This is a genomic window from Frankia sp. ACN1ag (genome assembly GCF_001414035.1).
In the GTDB taxonomy this organism is placed as follows: domain Bacteria; phylum Actinomycetota; class Actinomycetes; order Frankiales; family Frankiaceae; genus Frankia; species Frankia torreyi.
Genome location: NZ_LJPA01000037.1, coordinates 54,752 through 73,553, shown reverse-complemented (window position 1 = coordinate 73,553; position 18,802 = coordinate 54,752). Strand labels below are relative to the sequence as shown.

The window sequence follows — 18,802 nt, the reverse complement described above, 5'->3', positions numbered from 1 at the left end:
GGTGTCGGGGGTGGTGGCGTCGAGGATGTGGCGGAGCATGCTGCTGATCATGGTGAGGGTGTGGTTGGCGGGGGTGGTGAGGAGGAGGGTGTGGAAGTTGAGGTGGTGGGTGTGGATGTCGGTGGGGTTGGGGTGGGGGGTGGCGAGGGCGTGGTCGGTGGTGGTGAGGTGGGTGGTGAGGTGGGTGAGGTGGGTGTCGGTGGCGGTGGTGGCGAGTAGGCGGATGGCGGCGGGTTCGAGGTGGGTGTGGGCGGTGTGGATGTCGGCGAGGGTGGTGTGTTGGTGTTCGAGGACGAGGGCGGTGTAGCGGGCGGCGACGTGGCCGTTGGGGGTGTGGACGCGGGCGCCGCCGTGGGCGCCGCGGCGGACGCTGATGAGGGCTTCGGATTCGAGGACGCGGAAGGCTTCGCGCAGGGTGGGGCGGGAGACGCCGAACTGTTCCATGAGGACGGCTTCGGGGGGGAGGGCGTCGTCTTCGTGGAGTTCGCCGCGGACGATCTGGCGGCGTAGGTGGGCGGCGACGAGTTCGGCGGTCTTCGGAACGCGGACATGCCGCCCGATGCGTACGGCGGCGGTGTGCGCGGGTGTGTCGGTGCGCGGGGGTGTGTCGGTGTGCGGGGGCGTGGTGGTGTCCGCGGGCGGGGCGGATCCCCGCCGCCCGCGGCGGCCCGCGGCGGTGCCCTTACGCGGCGGGCCGCCGCGGCCCGGTGTCGCGGACCGGGCGGAGGTCGCGGGCCATCCCGGCCGCGCGGGTCCCGTCGGCGCCGGGGAACCGTCCGACGCGGCGGAGCCACTTGGCGGGGCGGACCGGTCCGACGGTTCTGCCCGGGGCGGGGCCGCGGCCGATGCCCCCACGGGGACGGGTCGGTCGGTCCGGGCGCGGGGCGGTGGGATCACGGTCATGGTGCACCTTTCCGGGGCGGGGTTTCGGTCACCGGGGGTGGATCGGGCGGGCGATGGATCTGGCGGGGCGGATTGCGGGATGAGCTGCGGTACCGATCGGGCGTCGTCTATGGGTGTCGTCGTCTGTCGGGGTCGTCGGCCGGATGCGCGGTGCGTCGCCGTCCGGTACCCGTGACCACGACCGCCGGGGCGGAGATGGTCGCGGGCCGGTGCGCCGGGGCGCCGCCGGGCCCATTCCCGCCGATCGTCGTCGCGCGGTGGTGAGCACCACCGCCAGGTGCATTACCGACGCCGTGAACGGCGGGATAGGCATCGGCGTCGCTCGCCGCCACACACCCCACGGAGGTGGTGGGAGCCGCAGGAGAAGATAAACCGACTACCTGAACCATACACGCGCACCATTGGGAAGATGTTGTCTCGCAAGAATGAAATGTGGTCTCTCGGTGGAGAGTTCCGGATGGTGCGCGGCGATCCGGCGCTATCGGGTTCCTGTCAAGTGGCGGGCACGGTTCTTTGTGATCCGAGTGTGGTCGAGGGAAAGGGATCGGCTCAGCGTAAGGCGTCGTTTCCGGTCGCTGGAAGCCCGCCGGTCCGTGGAAATGTGGGTCCCGTTCCTCTCGTGGCGAGTGGAACGCGGGCCTCGAGTCGGCGTGCGGGTCTGTGCCGACGGCGAACCTCGGTACCGGCTGCGTGTCCGGGCCTTGTCCGGCTCGATGCGGGGCGGCCTGGGCTGGCGGGGCGGCCTGGGCTGGCAGGGTGATCTGGGTTGGCAGGGTGATCTGGGCCGGAGGTCACTGCGGAAAGGGACCTTGGGCCCGAGTGGGCACGTGGGCGGCGGGTCTGTCCGTGCAGCTCCGTGGCCTCGGACGGCTCGGTCGAGTCGGCCCGACACCGCCGTGGACGTCGTCGGGCGACGGCCTCGAACGCTCCGATGCGTTACATTAGGCGCCCGATAAATCCACATAGTCCGTTTTCGGCGTCAAACGGACCGTGTGAGGTGTCGGTTGCTTTCGAGACAATTTTGGCTTTCGATGCGACACGTGCTAAATGTGATGGTCTCCGGCCGCTTCAAGGGGGAACATGTGATCGTCGCGCAGGCCGTTCATCAGCATGCGAGCCAGGACCTTCTGTTCGTGGTGGTGTCCGTCGGGCTTGCCGCGGTGGGATCATTCGCCGCGCTGGTGAGCGCGATCCGGATCCCCCTGTCCCAGGGTGCGGCCAGGGTTCGCTGGACTCTCGCCGCGGCGCTCTCCCTCGGCGGCGGCGCGATCTGGTCCATGCATTTCATCGGGATGATCGGTTATCGCGTCGACGGGCTCGACCTGCGGTACTCCCTACCGCTCACCGCGGTATCGCTGCTCCTCGCCGTGGCGGTCTCGGCGCTGGGGCTCACCCTCGTGGCGCGCCGTCCACGGAATACCGGATGGCTGGCGCTCAGCGGGGTGGTCTCCGGCCTGGGGATCGCCGCGATGCACTACACCGGCATGGCCGCGATGCACGTCGGCGGGACCGTGACCTACCGGCGCGGCATCGTCGTGCTGTCCATCCTCATCGCGGTGGCCGCGGCCCTCGCGGCCCTGTGGATCGCCTTCCGGGTGCGCACCGGCCGGCACGTGGTCGCAGCCTCCCTGATCATGGCGGCGGCGGTCTGCGGCATGCACTACACCGCGATGGCCGCCACCCAGGTCCAGGCCGGGCCGGGGAACGAGGGGACGACGGGCACCGATCCGATCTCCCTCGCCCCGATCGTCTGTGTGATCGCCTTCTCGGTGCTCGCGGTGGTCATCTTCGCTGCCCTGGGTGGCGTGACCGAGTCCGGCTCCTTCTCGATGGCCCGCGAGAGCAGCCGCCATCGCCGCCCGGGCGTGGGGAGGGCGGCGGTGGACGGGGTCGGGGGTGAGCCTGCGGGCCGAACCGCGGGCCGAACCTCGGGCGGGGGCAGGGGCGGGGGCAGGGGCGGGGCCGCCGGTCAGCCATCCCTGCCGGCAGCCTTCGTGAACCCCCGCGGCGACCAGTACCGGCCCGCCCCGTCGGTCCCCGTCTGGAGCGGGCCGCCCACGGGGGAGTCGACGACCCGCTCCGGCTGAGGCGTGTCGATCCGCGGCTGCCGCGTCCGATCCGGCCGCGTGACGGGGTCGGTCCCGGTCGTACGGTGAACCGGTGAGCCTGTTCGAGACCGCGGACCTGTTCGGCGGGGACGCCACACCGCCGCCGGGTGCTGCGCGCAGCGCCGGCGGCGCGGTCGGCCCTGCGGGCGGCGCGGGCGGCGCGGGCGGATCGGACGCCGGGAGCATCGATGGCGGGGCTGCGACCGGCGGGGCTGCGACCGGCGGGGCTGCGACCGGCGGGGCCGGCCCGACCCCGCTCGCGGCGCGGCTGCGGCCGCGGAACCTGGACGAGGTCGTCGGCCAGCGCCACCTTCTCGGCGCGGGCAGCCCGCTGCGCCGGCTGGTCGAGGGCGGCGGGACGACGTCGGTGATCCTCTGGGGGCCGCCCGGTACGGGGAAGACCACCCTGGCCCACATCGTCTCCCGAGCCACCGGCCGGCGGTTCCGGGAGCTGTCCGCCGTGACGGCGGGGGTGAAGGACGTCCGCGCCGTGATCGACGAGGCGCGCGCCGCTCGCTCGGCCTCCGGCGCGCGCACCGTGCTGTTCATCGACGAGGTCCACCGCTTCACCCGCACCCAGCAGGACGCCCTGCTCCCCTCGGTGGAGCTCGGCTGGGTCACCCTGGTCGCGGCCACCACCGAGAACCCCTTCTTCTCGGTGGTCAGCCCGCTGCTGTCCCGGTCGCTCCTGCTCACCCTCGAGCCGCTCACCGACGACGACATCCGCGGCGTGCTCGACCGGGCACTGCGCGACCCCCGCGGGTACGCCGACCGGGTGACGCTGACCGACGAGGCCCGTGAGCACGTGGTCCGCCTTGCCGGTGGGGACGCCCGCCGCGCGCTGACCGTCCTCGAGGCGGGTGCCGAGGCACTCCTGGCCGACCTCGCCGCGGCCGTTCCCCTCGGCCCCGGCGCTCCCACAGCTCCCGGTGCGGCCGCCGATCCCGCTGATCCCGGCGATCCCGGCGGAGCCGCCGGCGGTGCCGGGCCTGGTCGGCTGGTGGCGCGGCTCGAGGTGGACGTGCTCGAACAGGCCGTCAACCGGGCGGCCGTGCGCTACGACCGGTCCGGTGACCAGCACTACGACGTGATCAGCGCGTTCATCAAGTCGATGCGCGGCGGCGATGCCGACGCCGCGCTGCACTACCTCGCCCGGATGCTGGAGGCGGGCGAGGACCCCCGGTTCATCGCCCGCCGAATGATCATCCTGGCCAGTGAGGACATCGGGATGGCCGATCCGGGAGCGCTCGGCGTCGCGGTCGCCGCCGGGCAGGCACTCGATCTGGTCGGCCTGCCCGAGGCGCGGCTCGCGCTCGCTCAGGCGGTCATCCACCTCGCCCTGGCGCCGAAGTCGAACGCGGTGATCCGGGCGATCGACGCCGCCAGCGCCGACGTGCGTGCCGGCCGGGCCGGCCCGGTGCCGGCGCATCTGCGCGACGCCCACTATCGGGGGGCCGCCCGGGCCGGCAGCGGGGCCGGGTACCGCTACCCGCACGATGCCCCCGGCGGCGTCGTGCGCCAGCAGTACCCGCCCGACGGGCTGACCGGCACGGACTACTACCAGCCCGGCGGCAACGGCTTCGAGCGCCGGGCCACCGAACGCCTGCGCGAACTGCGATCCACCGTGCGGGGCACGCCCGCGGGCGGCTCGGACGGCGGGCGGCAGCGCGGGCCGGACGCGACGCCGGACACAACGCCGGACACGACGCCACCGGGACCGTCCGGCTGAGCGCCGTCTCTCGCAACCACCGTTGTGCCACCTGAGAGACGCCCTGGCCACGGGCCCGTGCCCCAGGGCGGGCGGCGGGGGTTACCCGTGGCCCCCGCGGCTGCCTCGGTAAGGTCACACGTGGGCGCCACCGGGGTGGCGCCCACGGCGTCCACGGTCACCGCGGTTGCGGTCCGCGGGATTCGCGGCCACCGACGGCCGCGTCCCACGCAGGCCGCGAGCCCTCGCGACCGAGGGCCCTGGTGGCGGACCGCGGCGTGGCACGGCGTGCCGGATCGGGTGGGGTGGGACCGGCCCAATCGACGATGGAGGCAGGAGCACATATGTCCGGTGGAGCGGTCGCGGGCCTGATCGCGTCGGGCGCGTTCGCGGTGCTCGCCCTCTTCGGCTGTTTCGTCCTGCTCAAACTCGGCAAGATCTTCGACGAGGCGGCGGCGCGGGTGCGTCAGACCGGTGTCGCCATCGACGAGGGAACCGCCCGGGTTCGGCAGGCCGGTGCGACGGTCGACGAGGTCAACGTGGCACTCGCGCATGTGAACAAGGAGCTGGACCGGGTCGACGCGATCACGGCCAACGTGCAGTCGATCACGACGAACGTCTCCTCGCTGACGTCGCTGTTCGCGGCGACGCTCGGCGGCCCGATGGTTCGGGTGGCCGCGTTCAGCTACGGCGTGCGCCAGGCTGCGGCCAAGCGCACCCGGTCCGAGGTCGAGTCGAGGGTGAAGTCGCAGATGAAGGCGGACAAGGCGGCCCGGCGCACGGTCGCCGAGGACGCTGGCCTGACCCCGGTCGCCGGGGCGACCGACGGACGCCGGGGGGGCCGTTAGATGTCCAGGATCTTCTATCTGGCGTTCGGTGCCGCGGCCGGCGTCGTGGTGGTGCGCCAGGCGGCGAAGGCCGCTGCGGCCCTCACCCCGACGAGCCTGGCCGGATCTCTCGTACAGTCGGTGCAGGAGTTCCTCGCGGACGTGCGTGAGGCGGCGGCGGAGCGGGAGGAGGAGATCCGTGTTGCTCTCGGCCTCGACCGCGACCCGGACGACGATGCCTCCGCTCCCTCCGGGCGGCCCGCCGACGTCGGTGCTGATGCCGGTGGCGCCGCACCGGCCGGCTATCCGGACGGCCTCGACGACGCCGAGCGCACCATGCGGCTGGTCCCGGGTGCCCGCCGGCCCTGACGGCTTTGACGGCGCGGCGGCCGCACGGGCGGCGGCAGCAGCGCCGCCCATCCAAGGATGACGCCCCTCCTCCCACCAGTCTGGACGATGTGAACCCGATGGACACGGCCGAGATCCGCAGCCGCTTTCTCAACCACTTCGCCCGGCGCGGGCACACGATCGTCCCGAGTGCCTCGCTGGTCGCTCAGGACCCGACGTTGCTGCTGGTCAACGCCGGAATGGTGCCGTTCAAGCCCTACTTCCTCGGGGACCTGGCGACGCCGTGGCCGCGGGCCACCAGCGTGCAGAAGTGCGTGCGCACCGTCGACATCGAAAACGTCGGCCGCACCGCCCGGCACGCGTCGTTCTTCCAGATGTGCGGCAACTTCTCCTTCGGCGACTACTTCAAGGCCGAGGCGATTCCGTTCGCCTTCGAGCTGCTCGTCGACGGGTTCGGCTTCAAGCCGGACGACCTGTGGGCCACGGTCTACCTCGATGACGACGAGGCCGAGGGGATCTGGCGGGAGCTGCTGCCCGCCGAGCGCATCCAGCGCCGCGACAAGGAGGACAACTTCTGGTCGATGGGCGTGCCCGGTCCGTGCGGGCCGTGCAGCGAGATCTACTTCGACCGGGGCGCGGCGTACGGCCGCGAGGGCGGGCCGATCGCCGACGAGGAGCGCTACCTCGAGGTCTGGAACCTCGTGTTCATGCAGTACGAGCGGGGCGAGGGTGCCGGGTACGACTATCCGATCCTGCGCGAGCTGCCGGCCCGCAACATCGACACGGGCATGGGCCTGGAGCGGATGGCGACGATCCTGCAGGGCGTCGACAACCTCTACGAGATCGACATCTCCCGCCCGGTGCTCGACGCCGCCGGCCGGCTCACCGGCCGCCGCTACGGCGCCGACCCGGCCGACGACGTGCGGCTGCGCGTCGTCGCCGACCACACCCGCACCGCGGCGATGCTCATCGCCGACGGCGTCGTCCCCTCCAACGAGGGCCGCGGCTACGTGCTGCGCCGCCTGCTGCGCCGGGCGGTGCGCGACGCCCGGCTGCTCGGCGCGCGCGAGCCGGTCATGGGCGAGCTGTTCGGCGTCGTCGGCACCGCGATGGGTCCGATCTACCCGGAGCTCGTCGACAACGCCGAGACGATCACCGGCGTCGCCGTCGCGGAGGAGGCGTCGTTCGCCGAGACGCTGCGCACCGGTACGACGATCTTCGACGCGGCGGTGCGGCAGGTCCGCTCCACGGGTGCGGCGACCCTTGGCGGCGACGAGGCGTTCAAGCTCCACGACACCTACGGCTTCCCGATCGACCTGACGCTGGAGATGGCCGCCGAGGCGGGGCTGTCCGTCGACGAGGCCGGGTTCCGCCGGCTGATGGAGCGCCAGCGCCAGACCGCCAAGGCCGACCGGGCCTCGCGGCGTATCGGCAACGTCGACCTGTCGGCGTTTCGGCCGATCCTGGCCCGCTCCGGCGCGACGACCTTCACCGGCTACGAGGAGCTGTCGCGCGAGTCCGGCGTCGTCGGTCTTGTCGGCATCGCCGACGGCGCGGGCCTCGAGGTGGTCGGCGAGGGTGAGGAGGTCGGGGTCGTCCTCGACGTGACCCCCTTCTACGCCGAGAGCGGCGGCCAGGAGCCCGACTTCGGGCTGCTGNGCTTCGACGGCGGTGAGGTCGAGGTCCTCGACGTCCAGCGCCCGGTGCCGGAGCTGGTCCTGCACCGGGTGAAGGTGCGTTCCGGGGAGCTGCGCCTCGGCGACCGGGTGCAGGCCGAGGTCGACGAGAACCGCCGCCGCGCGGTGTCCCGCTCGCACACCGCCACCCACCTCGTGCACGCCGCGTTCCGCCGGGCGCTGGGGGAGGGGGCGACCCAGGCCGGCTCGCTGAATTCCCCGGGCCGACTGCGCTTCGACTTCCACGCCCTCGGCGCGGTCCCGCCGTCGGTCCTCACCGACGTCGAGGACGAGATCAACGAGGTGGCGCTGCGCGACCTGCCGGTCCGTGCGTTCGTCACGACCCAGGAGGAGGCCCGCCGGCTCGGCGCGATGGCGCTGTTCGGCGAGAAGTACGGTGACGCCGTGCGCGTCGTCGACGTGGGCGACTACGCCCGCGAGCTGTGCGGCGGCACCCACGTCGCCAGCTCGGCCCAGCTCGGCGCGGTCAAGCTGCTCTCGGAGTCGTCGATCTCTGCCGGAACCCGCCGGGTGGAGGGGCTGGTCGGCATCGACGCGTTCCGCTACCTGGCCCGCGAGCACCTGCTCGTCTCCCAGTTGTCCACGGCGCTCAAGGCCCGCCCCGACGAGCTGGCCGACCGCGTCACCGACATCGTGGGCCGGCTGCGCGACGCCGAGCGGGAGCTGGACCGGCTGCGGGCCGCCGCGGTACTCGCCGGGGCCGGGGCGCTGGCCGAGGGCGCCGAGGACGTCGGCGGCATCGCCGTGGTCACCGCCGAGGTGCCCGCCGGCACCGCGCCCGACGACGTGCGCCTGCTGGCGATGGACGTGCGCGGCCGGCTGGCGGGGCGGCCCGCGATCGTCGCCGTCGTCAAGGCCGACGGCTCCTCGATCGTCGTGGTCACCGACTCCGGCGCTCGGTCGGCGGGGCTGCGCGCCGGCGACCTGGTCCGCAACTCCTGGGCGAGCCTGGGCGGCAAGGGCGGCGGCAAGCCCGACATCGCCCAGGGCGGCGGCGGGAACCCCGAGATGGTCCCGGCCGTCTTCGCGAAGCTGCGTGGGCTGGTGGCCGAGCTCGCGTCCCGGTGACCGTCCGGCGGCCCCGGTGAGCGGGTCGGGGACTGGCCCGGGGAACGCCGGCTCAGCTCCGCGGTCCGAGGTGCGTGTCGGCGTCGGGGTTCGCGTCGGCGTCGATGTCGGCTCCGTGCGGGTCGGGGTCGCCGCCAGCGACCCCGGCGGTGTCCTCGCGGTGCCCGTCACGACCCTGGCACGGGATAAGCGCCATAATGCGGACATCGAGCAGCTTGTCCAGATCGTGCGGGACAGGCAGGCTGTANAGGTCGTGGTGGGCCTGCCCCGGCAGATGTCGGGGCAGGAGGGGCGGGCAGTCCAGCTGGTCCGGCGGTACGTCGAGGTACTCGCCGAGCGGATCGCCCCCGTCCCCGTGCGGTTCGTGGACGAGCGGCTCACCACGGTTGCGGCTCATCGCAGAATGGCCGAGCGTGGCGTTCGTTCCCGCGCCCGCCGCAGTCTCGTGGATCAGGAGGCAGCCGTGCAGATCCTGCAGCACGACCTGGACAGCCGCCCCCGGGGCGGCGCGCCCGGCGTGGCCGGGTCTGCGGAGGTCCCTTCCGCGGAGGCCCCTTCCGCGGAGGCCCCTTCCCAGGATGCGAGGTGACGGGCGGCAACCTCGACGAGATGCTCGACGAGGATCCCTATCGCCGTGGCCGCCGCTCCTCCGGACACGCCGACCGCCGAGCGGCTGACCGGGCCGCGGTCGATCGAGTCCCGGGCGACCGTGGCCCGGGCGAGCGAGGCCTCGCCGGCCGGCATCCCGAGGACGGGTATGCCGACGAGGGGTACGCCGAGGACGGGTACGTCGGCGAGGGCTATGCCGAAGGGGGCTATGCCGGCGAGGGCTACGCCGACGACTACGAGGACGATCCGCACCCGCGCGACGCCGGCTCGCACCGTGACCGCCGCGACGGCGGTCGCCGCCGTGATCGCCGCTCCGCCGGGGGTTACCCGCCGCCGGACGACGCCGAGGACTGGGGCGGCGGCTGGGACGACGAGGGTGCCGACGAGCGCCGCAGCCGGGCGCTGCCGAAGCTGATCGCCGTCCTCCTCGTCGTCGCCGCGCTGCTGGGCGTCGCCATCTTCGGCATCGGCAAGGTCATCGGCCGGGTCTCCGGCGGCTCCACCAGCGCCGATTACGCCGGCTCGGGCGACGGCATCGCGGTGGTCCAGGTCCCCGACGGCGCCACCGCCCGCCAGATCGCCGTGGAGCTGCACGACGCGGAGGTGACCGCGTCCGTCTCGGCGTTCGTCAAGGCCGCCTCCGCCAACCCCAAGGCGCTGGGCATCCAGCCGGGAACCTATCGGCTGCGCAGCCGGATGAGCGCCGAGGCGGCGCTCGCCGCGTTGCTCGATCCGGCGTCCTCCGCGCCGTTCAAGTTCGTCATCAAGGAGGGCATGACCGTCCACCAGGTGCTCGACGGCCTGCACCAGCGGCTCGGCCTGCCGTTGAGCGACCTGGAGGCGATCGCCCGCAACCCCGCCCAGCTCGGCCTGCCGTCCTACGCGCCGACCCTGGAGGGCTACCTCTTCCCCTCCACCTACGACCTGGTGCCCGGGTCCACCCCCATCCAGTTGCTGACCTCCTTCGTCACCCGCTTCAAGAAGGAGGCGGCGTCGATCGACCTGGAGGCCAAGGCCGCCGCGCTGGGGACGAGGCCGGCCGACATCGTGACCATCGCCTCGATCGTCGAGAAGGAGGTCGCGAACGCCAGCGAAGGGCCGAAGGTCGCCCGGGTGATCTACAACCGGCTCGGTGACACCTCCGGGCGTTTCCGTCGCCTCGACATGGACTCCACCACCCGCTACGCCGAGGACGAGTACGAGGGTCCGCTGACGAAGGACCAGCTCAACAAGGCCAATCCGTACAACACCCGCTCGGTGGCCGGCCTGCCCCCGGGCGCGATCTCCAACCCGGGGATCTGGGCGCTGAAGTCCGCCCTGGAACCGGCCGCCGGGTCATGGTTGTATTTCGTGTCCATGCCGCAGAGCAAGGTGACGCGTTTCGCCACGACCGATGCGGAGTGGGCCGAGGCGCGGGCGCAGTACCGCGCCGAGGGCGGCAGGGAGTAACGGGGTCCCGGACGGGCGACCGACGGGTGTGAACACAGGCGGCGGCGGGCGATTCGGCGCGTCCGGTCGCGCCCGGACGCCCCTGAACCAGGCGGGAGGCCACGTGGTGCGGGAGATCCAACTGGGCGGCGTAGGCGCGGCGGGCGGCCTGGGCGGCGGTGGCGGGGAAAACGGTGGCGGAGGAAACGGTGGCGTGGGCGCGCAGCCGGCGGCGCAACGGCCGCAGAGCCTCGCCGCCGCGGCGACGCCCGCGCATCCGGCCCGCGCCGCGGTGCTCGGCGCCCCGGTGGACCACTCTCTCTCCCCGGTGCTGCACGCGGCCGCCTACGCGGAGCTCGGACTCGCCGTCACCTACACGGCCATCCACTGCGATGCGCCCGACCTGCCGGCGATGGTGCAGCGGGTCCGGTCCGACCCGGACTGGGTCGGCCTGTCCCTGACGATGCCGCTCAAGACCGTCGCCGTGGACCTGCTCGACGAGGTCGACCCGACGGCCGCGGCGATCGGCGCGGTCAACACCGTCGTCGTCGGCGAGGCCGGGCGGTTGCACGGCTACAACACCGACGTCGTGGGCATCGGCGTCGCCCTGAGTCGGGTCATGCGCGGCGCGGTGCCCGGCCAGCCGCTGATCCTCGGCGCCGGCGGCACCGCCCGCGCCGCCGTCGCCGCCGTCGCCGCTGCCGGCTGCCCGCACGTCGCCGTGGTGGCGCGGCGCCCCGAGGCGGTCGCGGAGGTGGTCCGGATCGGCGCCCGCCTCGGCGTCGAGGTGACGGCGCTGCCCTGGGAGCTGCTCGCCACCGGCCTGCCCGCCGGCCCGGACCTCGTCATCGCCACCACCCCCGCCGGCGCGACCGACCCCCTCGCGACCCGCCGCTGGCCGGCGTCCAGCCAGCTCGTCGAGCTGCTCTACCATCCGTGGCCGACCGCGCTGGCCGCCGCCGCGTACCGGGCCGGCGCCCGGGTCGCCAGCGGCCTGGAGATCCTCGCCGCCCAGGCCGTCGGGCAGGTCGAGCACTTCACGGGCCGCCGCGTTCCCGCCGGGGTGCTGTTGGCCGCCGGCCAGGCCGCCCTCGACGAACGCAGGGGTGCGGATACCGCCATCGGCTCCGACCTGCACCGCGCCGGCCCGACCGTCGGGTGATGTCGGTGCCGGGCCCCTAGCGGTGGGCGAGATCGGGCTCAGCGTGCTGATCGCGCTGGTGGCGCTCGCGGTCGCGGTGCCGGTCGGGCACCGGGTCGTGGCCGGCGTGCTCCCGCCGGACGGCGACGAGCCGCGCCACGCCGCGCCCGGGACGGCGGCCCTGGGGATCGCCGCGGCGGTGGTCGTGGCCGCGGTGACCGCCGCGCTGCATCGTCACCCGGGCTGGTTACCCGCCTATCTGTATCTCAGTGTGGTCGGGGTATGGCTGGCTGTGGCCGACCTGCGGGTGCACCGGCTGCCCGACCTGCTGGTGCTGCCGTCCTACCCGGTGCTCGCCGCGCTGCTGGGGCTCGCCGCGCTGGTCGACGGCGCGCCGGGTCGCCTGCTGCGGGTCGCGATCGCCGGCGCCGCCTGCTGGCTGGCCTTCCTGGCGCTGTACCGGCTGCCGGGCGCCGGCCTCGGCCGGGGCGACGTCAAGCTCGTGGGTCTGCTCGGCGGGGCGCTGGGCTGGCTGGGCTGGCCGAGCGTGGTGTTCGGGATGTTCGCCGGGGTGGTCCTCGGCGGGGTGGCGGCGCTCGTGCTGCTCGCCGCCCGCCGGGCCCGCTGGCACGACCGCCTCGCCTACGGGCCGTTCCTGCTGGCCGGAACCCTGCTGGCGGTCCTGGCCGGCGGCGGCTGACCGGGGAAGCCGGAGCTGTCCCGACAGGTGGGTCTCGGCGGCGACGGACGTGACCTCGTTCCCGGCGCGACGTGCGCCATCGGGTGGTCGTGAAACACTGGAGGCATGGTGCGTTGGTTGACTGCCGGGGAGTCGCACGGTCCCGCCCTGGTGGCCACGGTCGAGGGGCTGCCCGCGGGTATCCGGGTGACCAGTGACGACATCGCCGCGGAGCTTGCCCGCCGGCGTCTCGGGCACGGCCGTGGGGCGCGGATGAGCTTCGAGCGGGACGTGGTCGAGCTGCTGGGCGGCCTGCGCCACGGCGTCTCGCTCGGCGGTCCGATCAGCGTCGTCATCCGCAACAGCGAGTGGCCGAAGTGGGAGCGGGTCATGTCGCCCGACCCGGTCGACCCGGCCGCGCTCGCGGGGCTGGGCCGCAACGCCCCGCTCACCCGGCCTCGGCCCGGCCACGCCGACCTTGCCGGCATGCAGAAGTACGGTTTCGACGACGCCCGCCCGGTGCTGGAGCGCGCCAGCGCCCGCGAGACGGCCGCCCGCGTCGCGCTCGGCACCGCGGCCAAGGCGCTGCTCCGCCAGGCGTACGGCATCGAGATCCTCTCCCACGTCGTCGCGATCGGCGCGGCCGAGGTCCCGCCGGGCCTGCCCGTGCCCACCTCGCTCGCGGCGATCGACGCCGACCCCGTCCGCTGCGCCGACCAGGCGACCAGCGAGCGGATGGTCGCCGAGATCGACGCCGCCCATGCCGACTCCGACACCCTCGGCGGCATCGTCGAGGTGCTGGCCTACGGCTGCCCGCCGGGGCTCGGCAGCTACGTGCACGGCGACCGCCGCCTCGACGCGCGCCTCGCCGGCGAGCTCATGGGCATCCAGGCGATCAAGGGCGTCGAGTTCGGCGACGGGTTCACCACGGCGCGGCGCCGCGGCTCGGTGGCGCACGACGAGATCGAGCCGGTCGGCGGCGTGGGCCGGCGCGTGCGGCGCGCCACCGACCGGGCCGGCGGCGTCGAGGGCGGCATGACCACCGGCGAGCCCCTGCGGGTCCGGGTGGCGATGAAGCCGATTTCCTCGCTCACCCGCCCGCTGTCCACCGTGGACGTGACCACTGGCGAGGCCGCGGTCGCGATCAACCAGCGGTCGGACGTGTGCGCGGTGCCCGCCGCGGGCGTCGTCACCGAGGCGATGGTCGCGCTCGTGCTCGCCGACGCGGCCCTGGAGAAGTTCGGCGGCGACTCGGTGGAGGAGACCCGGCGCAACTGCGAGGGGTACCTGAAGTCCCTGGTTATCCATTGACGCGGCGGTTATCCGCCGGTCGGGGTCATCCACCGGTTCGGGACATCCGCTGATCGGATCATCCACCGGTCGTCGGGCAGAACTGCAGACGGGGTAAAAGAATCATGGTTGGGGAGGCGGCGCCGGCGGCGCCGGCCGGGCCGCGCGCGGTCCTGGTCGGAGCGCCCGGCGCAGGCAAGACGACGGTGGGAACCCGGCTCGCGCAGCGGTGGGGCGTCGGGTTCCGTGACACCGACGCGGACGTCGAGGCGGAGCTCGGTCGCAGCGTCGCCGACATCTTCATCGAGTTCGGCGAGGAGTACTTCCGGGCCGCGGAGGCGCGGGCGGTGGCCGCCGCCCTCGCCGAGCACCGCGGGATCGTCGCCCTGGGCGGCGGGGCGGTCCTCGACGCCGACACCAGGGCGCTGCTCGCGGGTCACCGGGTCGTCTACCTGGAGGTCGGCGTGTCCGACGCGGTGCGCCGGGTCGGCCTCGCGCGCGACCGGCCGCTGCTCGTCGAGGGCCCGCGCGCCCGGCTCGCCGCCCTGCTCAAGGCCCGCCAGCCGCTGTACGCCGAGGTGGCGGCGGTTGTCATCGACACCGCCGGCCGCGAGCCGAACGAGGTCGCCGATCTGGTCGCCGCCGCCCTGGCGGAACTGCCCACGCCGCCAGCTCCGGCGGCGTCAGTGCGGATTCCGCGGTGAGCGCGCGGGCGAGGGTGTCCGACGTCGTGCGGATCCCGGTCCGTCCCGGCGGCGAGCGAGCCTACGACGTCGTGCTCGGTGAGGGGTTGCTCGGCGATCTCGCGGAGACGGTCGCCGGGCGGACCCGCGCCGCGGTGATCCATCCGGCCGCGCTGCGGGCCACGGCGGACGCCGTCGTCGCGGACCTGCGGGCGAACGCGGGGGTCGAGGCACACGCGGTCGAGGTGCCCGACGGCGAGGAGGCCAAGCAGCTACGCATCGCCGGTTTCTGCTGGGACGTCCTCGGCCGGATCGGCTTCACCCGCGACGACATGATCATCGGTCTCGGTGGTGGCACCGTGACCGACCTGGCCGGGTTCGTCGCCGCGAGCTGGCTGCGCGGGGTGGACGTCGTCCAGGTGCCGACCACCGTGCTCGGCATGGTCGACGCGGCCGTCGGCGGCAAGACCGGCATCGACATCGACGCGGGCAAGAACCTGGTCGGGGCGTTCCACCAGCCGCTGACCGTGCTGTGCGACCTCGCCGCGCTGGCCACGCTGCCGGCCGTCGAGGTGCGCGCCGGGCTCGCCGAGGTGGTCAAGACCGGGTTCATCGCCGACGCCGCCATCCTCGACCTGCTCGACGACGACCCCACGGGCGCCGCGCACCTGCCCGAACTGGTCGAACGGTCCATCCGGGTCAAGGCAGACGTCGTCTCCGGCGACCCCCGGGAGGCCGGCCGCCGGGAGATCCTCAACTACGGCCACACCCTCGGCCACGCGATCGAGAAGGTCGAGCACTTCACCTGGCGGCACGGCGCGGCGATCTCGGTGGGCATGGTGTTCGCGGCGGAGCTGTCGCGGCTCGTCGCCGGCCTCGACGACGCCACCGCCGACCGGCATCGCGAGCTGCTGACCCGCATCGGCCTGCCGGTGACCTACCGCGGCGACCGGTGGCCGGCGCTGCTTGACGCCATGCGCGTGGACAAGAAGTCCCGCGGCCGCCGGCTGCGCTTTATCGGCCTGGCCGCCCAGGGCGAGACCGTCATCCTCGACAATCCGGACATCGGCCTGCTGGTCGCCGCGTTCACGGCGGTCGCTCCCGACGGCCTGGCGCCGCCCGACGCACCCTGATCGCACCGCTGCCCCGGGGCGTGGGCGCCGGGCTCGGTAGACTTGTCCGCGGCCTGGCTGATCGCCGCCGCGCAGGGACCGGCAGCGGTCCCGGGCGGGCGGTCGCGGCCGGCAGGGTCGCCGCGGTGCGTGCGACCCGATGACTCTAGGCTTCAGCACGACGACGATCCGCCGTGCCGATGCACGGCAACCGAACGGGAGAACGCGCGCAGTGGCGACCAGCAACGACCTGAAGAACGGCATGACGCTCGACATCGACGGGGTGTTGTGGAACGTCGTCGGCTTCCAGCACGTCAAGCCGGGTAAGGGCGGGGCGTTCGTCCGCACGACCCTGAAGAACGTGCTCACCGGGAAGGTCGTCGACCGCACCTTCAACGCCGGCGTCAAGGTCGAGGTCGCGACCGTGGACCGGCGCGAGATGACCTACCTCTACCGGGACGGCGCCGACTTCGTCTTCATGGACAGCGAGTCCTACGACCAGATCCCGATCCCGCCGGGCGTCGTCGGCACGGCCGCCGACTNCATGCTGGAGAACACTGTCGGCACCGTCGCGCTGCACGACGGCGCCCCGCTCTACGTGGAGCTGCCCGCCAGCGTCGAGCTCACCATCGCCCAGACCGACCCGGGCGTGCAGGGCGACCGCTCGACCGGTGGCACCAAGCCCGCGACCCTGGAGACGGGCGCGACGATCAACGTGCCGTTGTTCATCACGACCGGCGAGAAGGTCAAGGTCGACACCCGCGACGGCCGTTATCTGGGCCGGGTGACGAGCTGAGCGCCAGGTCCAAGGCCCGCAAGCGCGCGCTGGACATCCTGTTCGAGGCGGACGTGCGCGGGGCCGCCGTCCCGGAGATCCTCACCGCCCGGCGCGCCCAGGCCGACCCGCCCGTCTCGGAGTACGCCGAGGGGCTGGTCAGGGGCGTCGTCGAGCACTGGCGGGAGATCAACGAGCGGATCGGCCGGCACGCCGAGGGCTGGTCGCTGGAGCGCATGCCCCCGGTCGACCGCAACATCCTGCGGATTGCCGTGCTGGAGCTGTTGTGGCGGCCCGACGTTCCGCCCCGGGTCGTCATCGACGAGGCGGTGGAGCTGGCGAAGAACCTGTCCACCGACCGATCGCCGATGTTCGTCAACGGCCTGCTCGGCAGTCTGGTCGACGCCGGGGCGGTGCCGGTGACGGCCGAACAGACGGCGGCGGGGCAGGTCCCGGCCGCGGGCGAGGCCTCGGCGGCGGGCCGGCCGGCCCCGCCGGGACCGGATGCCGGGCCGGGCCGGGAGGCCTGACCTACCGGGTTGGCCGGTGCCGCCGATCGGCGTGCCCGGTACGTCGCCCCAAGCGACGTACCGGGGTACCCCCGGCTACCTGTGTGCCACTCGCGTTTGGCCGGCCGGAGACCCCGAAAGCCGACCCGCGATCACATCGAGCTGAAGCTGCTGTGCCACGAACGAGACTGCTGGTGGTGCTGCGACGCCAGGCGGCGCTGGAACGCTGGTGGTGCTGGAACGCTGGTAGTGCTGGAACGGTGGTGCTGTGCTGGAACCGCTGGTAGTGCTGGAACGTTGGTGATGCTGGAACGTTGGTTGGTGCGCTGCCGGTGGAGCACCGGCGTGGTTGTCAGACGTCGGAAGCGGTGGCGTCCGCGCCCTGCTCCGGGGACAGCACGCCCCACGAGACGAGCTGTTCGGTGAGCTTGCTGGGGGAGGTGTCGTAGATCACTGCGAGGGAACGCAGGTCCTCGTAGCGGATGGAGAGAACCCGGCCGTTGTAGTCGCCGCGCTGGCTCTGAATGGTCGCCGCGTACCGCGCGAGCGGTCCGCCCTGCTCCTTGGGCACCTGGGAAAGGCGCTCGAGGTCGAGGACGATCCGCGGGGACTGCTCCAGCGGGGCGACGGTGGAACCCTCGGGAAGAAGCTCCCCGACCGGAACGCCGTAGAACTCCGCGAGCTCCGAGAGACGCTGTACGGTGACGGCGCGGTCCCCACGTTCGTAGGAACCGACGACGACGGCTTTCCACCGACCGTGCGACTTCTCTTCGACGCCATGAAGCGAGAGCCCCTGCTGGGTGCGTATCGCGCGCAGCCGAGCACCGAGCGCCTTCGCATAGTCGGACATCGGAGTGCCCACTCCTGTCGTGGTCGATCAGTTGGAACCGGGGCTCGTGCCGCCGGCGGTTACCGATAGTAGTGCCCGCCGGGTTGAGGCTCGACACCCGGGGGGTCGTGTCGCTTCTTTCTTTGTACCACTTTCTGTAGCCCTCCGGTTGCGCCCTACGCCTGCCCGGCGGGAACTTCCGCCGTTCGCCGTACCGGCGCATGCGGAAGTGAACCCGGTGACGTGCAGTCACGGCTTGGCGATGATAGTTGGCGCGGCAACAATCCGCACGGGCCNCCGAACCGGGGGGCGCGGACGGAGTCAGACGGCCGGACGGGGGTCGGCGGGCCCGCGCCGCGAGACCCTCACTCGTCCGGAGTGCCCTGGTAACGTCGCTGAGACCGCTCCTTTAAGGACCGTCCCGTGAGGCGGGGAAGGAGGGATGCCGCGTGGCCTCTGCTGCCGCGAGCGACCCCGCATCGCGCCGTCCCGGCATTGCCCGGACAGTACTGTCCGCCGATGACATGACCCGGATCGTCAGCCGGATGGCGCACCAGATCCTCGAAAAGACCTCCGGTGGTGCCGGTGTCGTGCTGCTCGGGGTACCCACCCGAGGGGTACCCCTCGCGCATCGTCTGGCACAGCGAGTACAGGCCGTCGAGGGAGTGGATCTTCCTGTCGGCTCGCTCGACCCCACGATGTACCGCGACGATCTGCGACTGCGCGGGGTTCGGCCACTGGAGGTGACCGAAATTCCCGACGGCGGGGTCGACGGCCGGGTGGTCATCCTCGTCGACGACGTCCTCTACTCGGGGCGCACGGTGCGCGCCGCGCTCGACGCGCTGGCCGCCTATGGCCGCCCCCGCACGGTCCAGCTTGCCGTCCTGGTCGACCGGGGCCATCGCGAACTGCCGATCCGCGCGGACTACGTCGGGAAGAACATGCCGACCTCGCGTCGCGAGTCGGTGGCCGTTCGGCTGCGGGAGATCGACGGCGCCGACGGCGTGCTCATCGTCTCGCCCGAGCCCAGCCCGACCGGTGCCGCGGCGGGCGCGGCGGACCCGGGAGACCGGCCGTGACCCGGCGCT

The 18,802-nt window shown here is 73.3% G+C and carries 16 protein-coding genes and 4 pseudogenes; 18 read left to right on the top strand and 2 right to left on the bottom strand.

The window, feature by feature from the left end; all coding sequences use genetic code 11:
• Positions 1 to 903: FadR/GntR family transcriptional regulator (locus tag UK82_RS25710; protein WP_236706439.1), on the bottom strand; the 903-nt coding region annotated here is incomplete at its 3' end.
• A 1,031-nt stretch (positions 904 to 1,934) separates the two neighbouring features.
• On the opposite strand from UK82_RS25710, the gene UK82_RS25705 reads away from it, so the two are divergent.
• From UK82_RS25705 to nusB, 17 genes and pseudogenes are all read left to right on the top strand, one after another.
• Positions 1,935 to 2,990 carry an MHYT domain-containing protein gene (locus UK82_RS25705; protein WP_044886885.1) on the top strand — a complete coding sequence of 352 codons (1,056 nt, stop codon included), beginning with the start codon at positions 1,935 to 1,937 and terminating at the stop codon, positions 2,988 to 2,990.
• 73 nt (positions 2,991 to 3,063) lie between these two features.
• Positions 3,064 to 4,740, top strand: coding sequence for a replication-associated recombination protein A (locus tag UK82_RS25700; RefSeq protein ID WP_236706438.1), 1,677 nt, complete (start codon positions 3,064 to 3,066; stop codon positions 4,738 to 4,740).
• 323 nt (positions 4,741 to 5,063) lie between these two features.
• Complete coding sequence (locus tag UK82_RS25695) at positions 5,064 to 5,567, top strand: DUF948 domain-containing protein (protein WP_044886886.1); 504 nt, start codon at positions 5,064 to 5,066, stop codon at positions 5,565 to 5,567.
• Entirely contained in the window at positions 5,568 to 5,915 is a 348-nt protein-coding gene (locus UK82_RS25690) for a hypothetical protein (protein WP_055409831.1), read from the top strand.
• 98 nt (positions 5,916 to 6,013) lie between these two features.
• Positions 6,014 to 7,552, top strand: a pseudogene (gene alaS, locus UK82_RS40175) (alanine--tRNA ligase); the annotation flags it as partial.
• 1 nt (position 7,553) lies between these two features.
• A partial coding sequence (locus UK82_RS40170) for a DHHA1 domain-containing protein (protein ID WP_236706437.1) occupies positions 7,554 to 8,659 on the top strand: 1,106 nt, incomplete at its 5' end.
• Positions 8,660 to 8,729: 70 nt separating this feature from the next.
• Positions 8,730 to 8,906: pseudogene (ruvX, locus tag UK82_RS40165) on the top strand (Holliday junction resolvase RuvX); the annotation flags it as partial.
• Between the two features lies 1 nt (position 8,907).
• The coding region (ruvX, locus tag UK82_RS25680; protein WP_236706436.1) for a Holliday junction resolvase RuvX at positions 8,908 to 9,248 on the top strand (341 nt) is incomplete at its 5' end.
• Positions 9,245 to 10,717, top strand: a complete 1,473-nt coding sequence (gene mltG, locus UK82_RS25675; RefSeq protein WP_055409825.1) for an endolytic transglycosylase MltG — start codon at positions 9,245 to 9,247, stop codon at positions 10,715 to 10,717. The genes ruvX (UK82_RS25680) and mltG, both read left to right, overlap by 4 nt.
• A gap of 271 nt (positions 10,718 to 10,988) precedes the next feature.
• Positions 10,989 to 11,858, top strand: a complete 870-nt coding sequence (locus UK82_RS25670; RefSeq protein ID WP_063870482.1) for a shikimate dehydrogenase — start codon at positions 10,989 to 10,991, stop codon at positions 11,856 to 11,858.
• Between the two features lie 22 nt (positions 11,859 to 11,880).
• Positions 11,881 to 12,537: a prepilin peptidase gene (locus UK82_RS25665; RefSeq protein WP_044886891.1), complete on the top strand. Its 657-nt coding sequence runs from the start codon at positions 11,881 to 11,883 to the stop codon at positions 12,535 to 12,537.
• Between the two features lie 105 nt (positions 12,538 to 12,642).
• Positions 12,643 to 13,827 carry a chorismate synthase gene (gene aroC, locus UK82_RS25660; protein ID WP_044886892.1) on the top strand — a complete coding sequence of 395 codons (1,185 nt, stop codon included), beginning with the start codon at positions 12,643 to 12,645 and terminating at the stop codon, positions 13,825 to 13,827.
• Positions 13,828 to 13,931: 104 nt separating this feature from the next.
• Positions 13,932 to 14,510, top strand: coding sequence for a shikimate kinase (locus tag UK82_RS25655; RefSeq protein WP_044886893.1), 579 nt, complete (start codon positions 13,932 to 13,934; stop codon positions 14,508 to 14,510).
• On the top strand, positions 14,507 to 15,622 hold the full coding sequence (gene aroB, locus UK82_RS25650; RefSeq protein ID WP_082122111.1) for a 3-dehydroquinate synthase: 1,116 nt from the start codon (positions 14,507 to 14,509) through the stop codon (positions 15,620 to 15,622). The genes UK82_RS25655 and aroB overlap by 4 nt, the downstream gene beginning before the upstream one ends.
• 211 nt (positions 15,623 to 15,833) lie before the next feature.
• Positions 15,834 to 16,143: pseudogene (locus UK82_RS40160) on the top strand (elongation factor P); the annotation flags it as partial.
• A gap of 1 nt (position 16,144) precedes the next feature.
• Positions 16,145 to 16,397: pseudogene (locus UK82_RS40155) on the top strand (elongation factor P); the annotation flags it as partial.
• Positions 16,398 to 16,450: 53 nt separating this feature from the next.
• Complete coding sequence (nusB, locus tag UK82_RS25640; RefSeq protein ID WP_055409815.1) at positions 16,451 to 16,906, top strand: transcription antitermination factor NusB; 456 nt, start codon at positions 16,451 to 16,453, stop codon at positions 16,904 to 16,906.
• 331 nt (positions 16,907 to 17,237) lie between these two features.
• Here nusB and UK82_RS25635 read toward each other — a convergent pair whose 3' ends face one another.
• On the bottom strand, positions 17,238 to 17,735 hold the full coding sequence (locus UK82_RS25635; RefSeq protein ID WP_009742788.1) for a transcriptional regulator: 498 nt from the start codon (positions 17,733 to 17,735) through the stop codon (positions 17,238 to 17,240).
• A 428-nt stretch (positions 17,736 to 18,163) separates the two neighbouring features.
• Here UK82_RS25635 and pyrR point away from each other — a divergent pair, with 428 nt between their 5' ends.
• Positions 18,164 to 18,793: a bifunctional pyr operon transcriptional regulator/uracil phosphoribosyltransferase PyrR gene (gene pyrR, locus UK82_RS25630; protein WP_044886897.1), complete on the top strand. Its 630-nt coding sequence runs from the start codon at positions 18,164 to 18,166 to the stop codon at positions 18,791 to 18,793.
• Positions 18,794 to 18,802 lie beyond the last annotated feature (9 nt).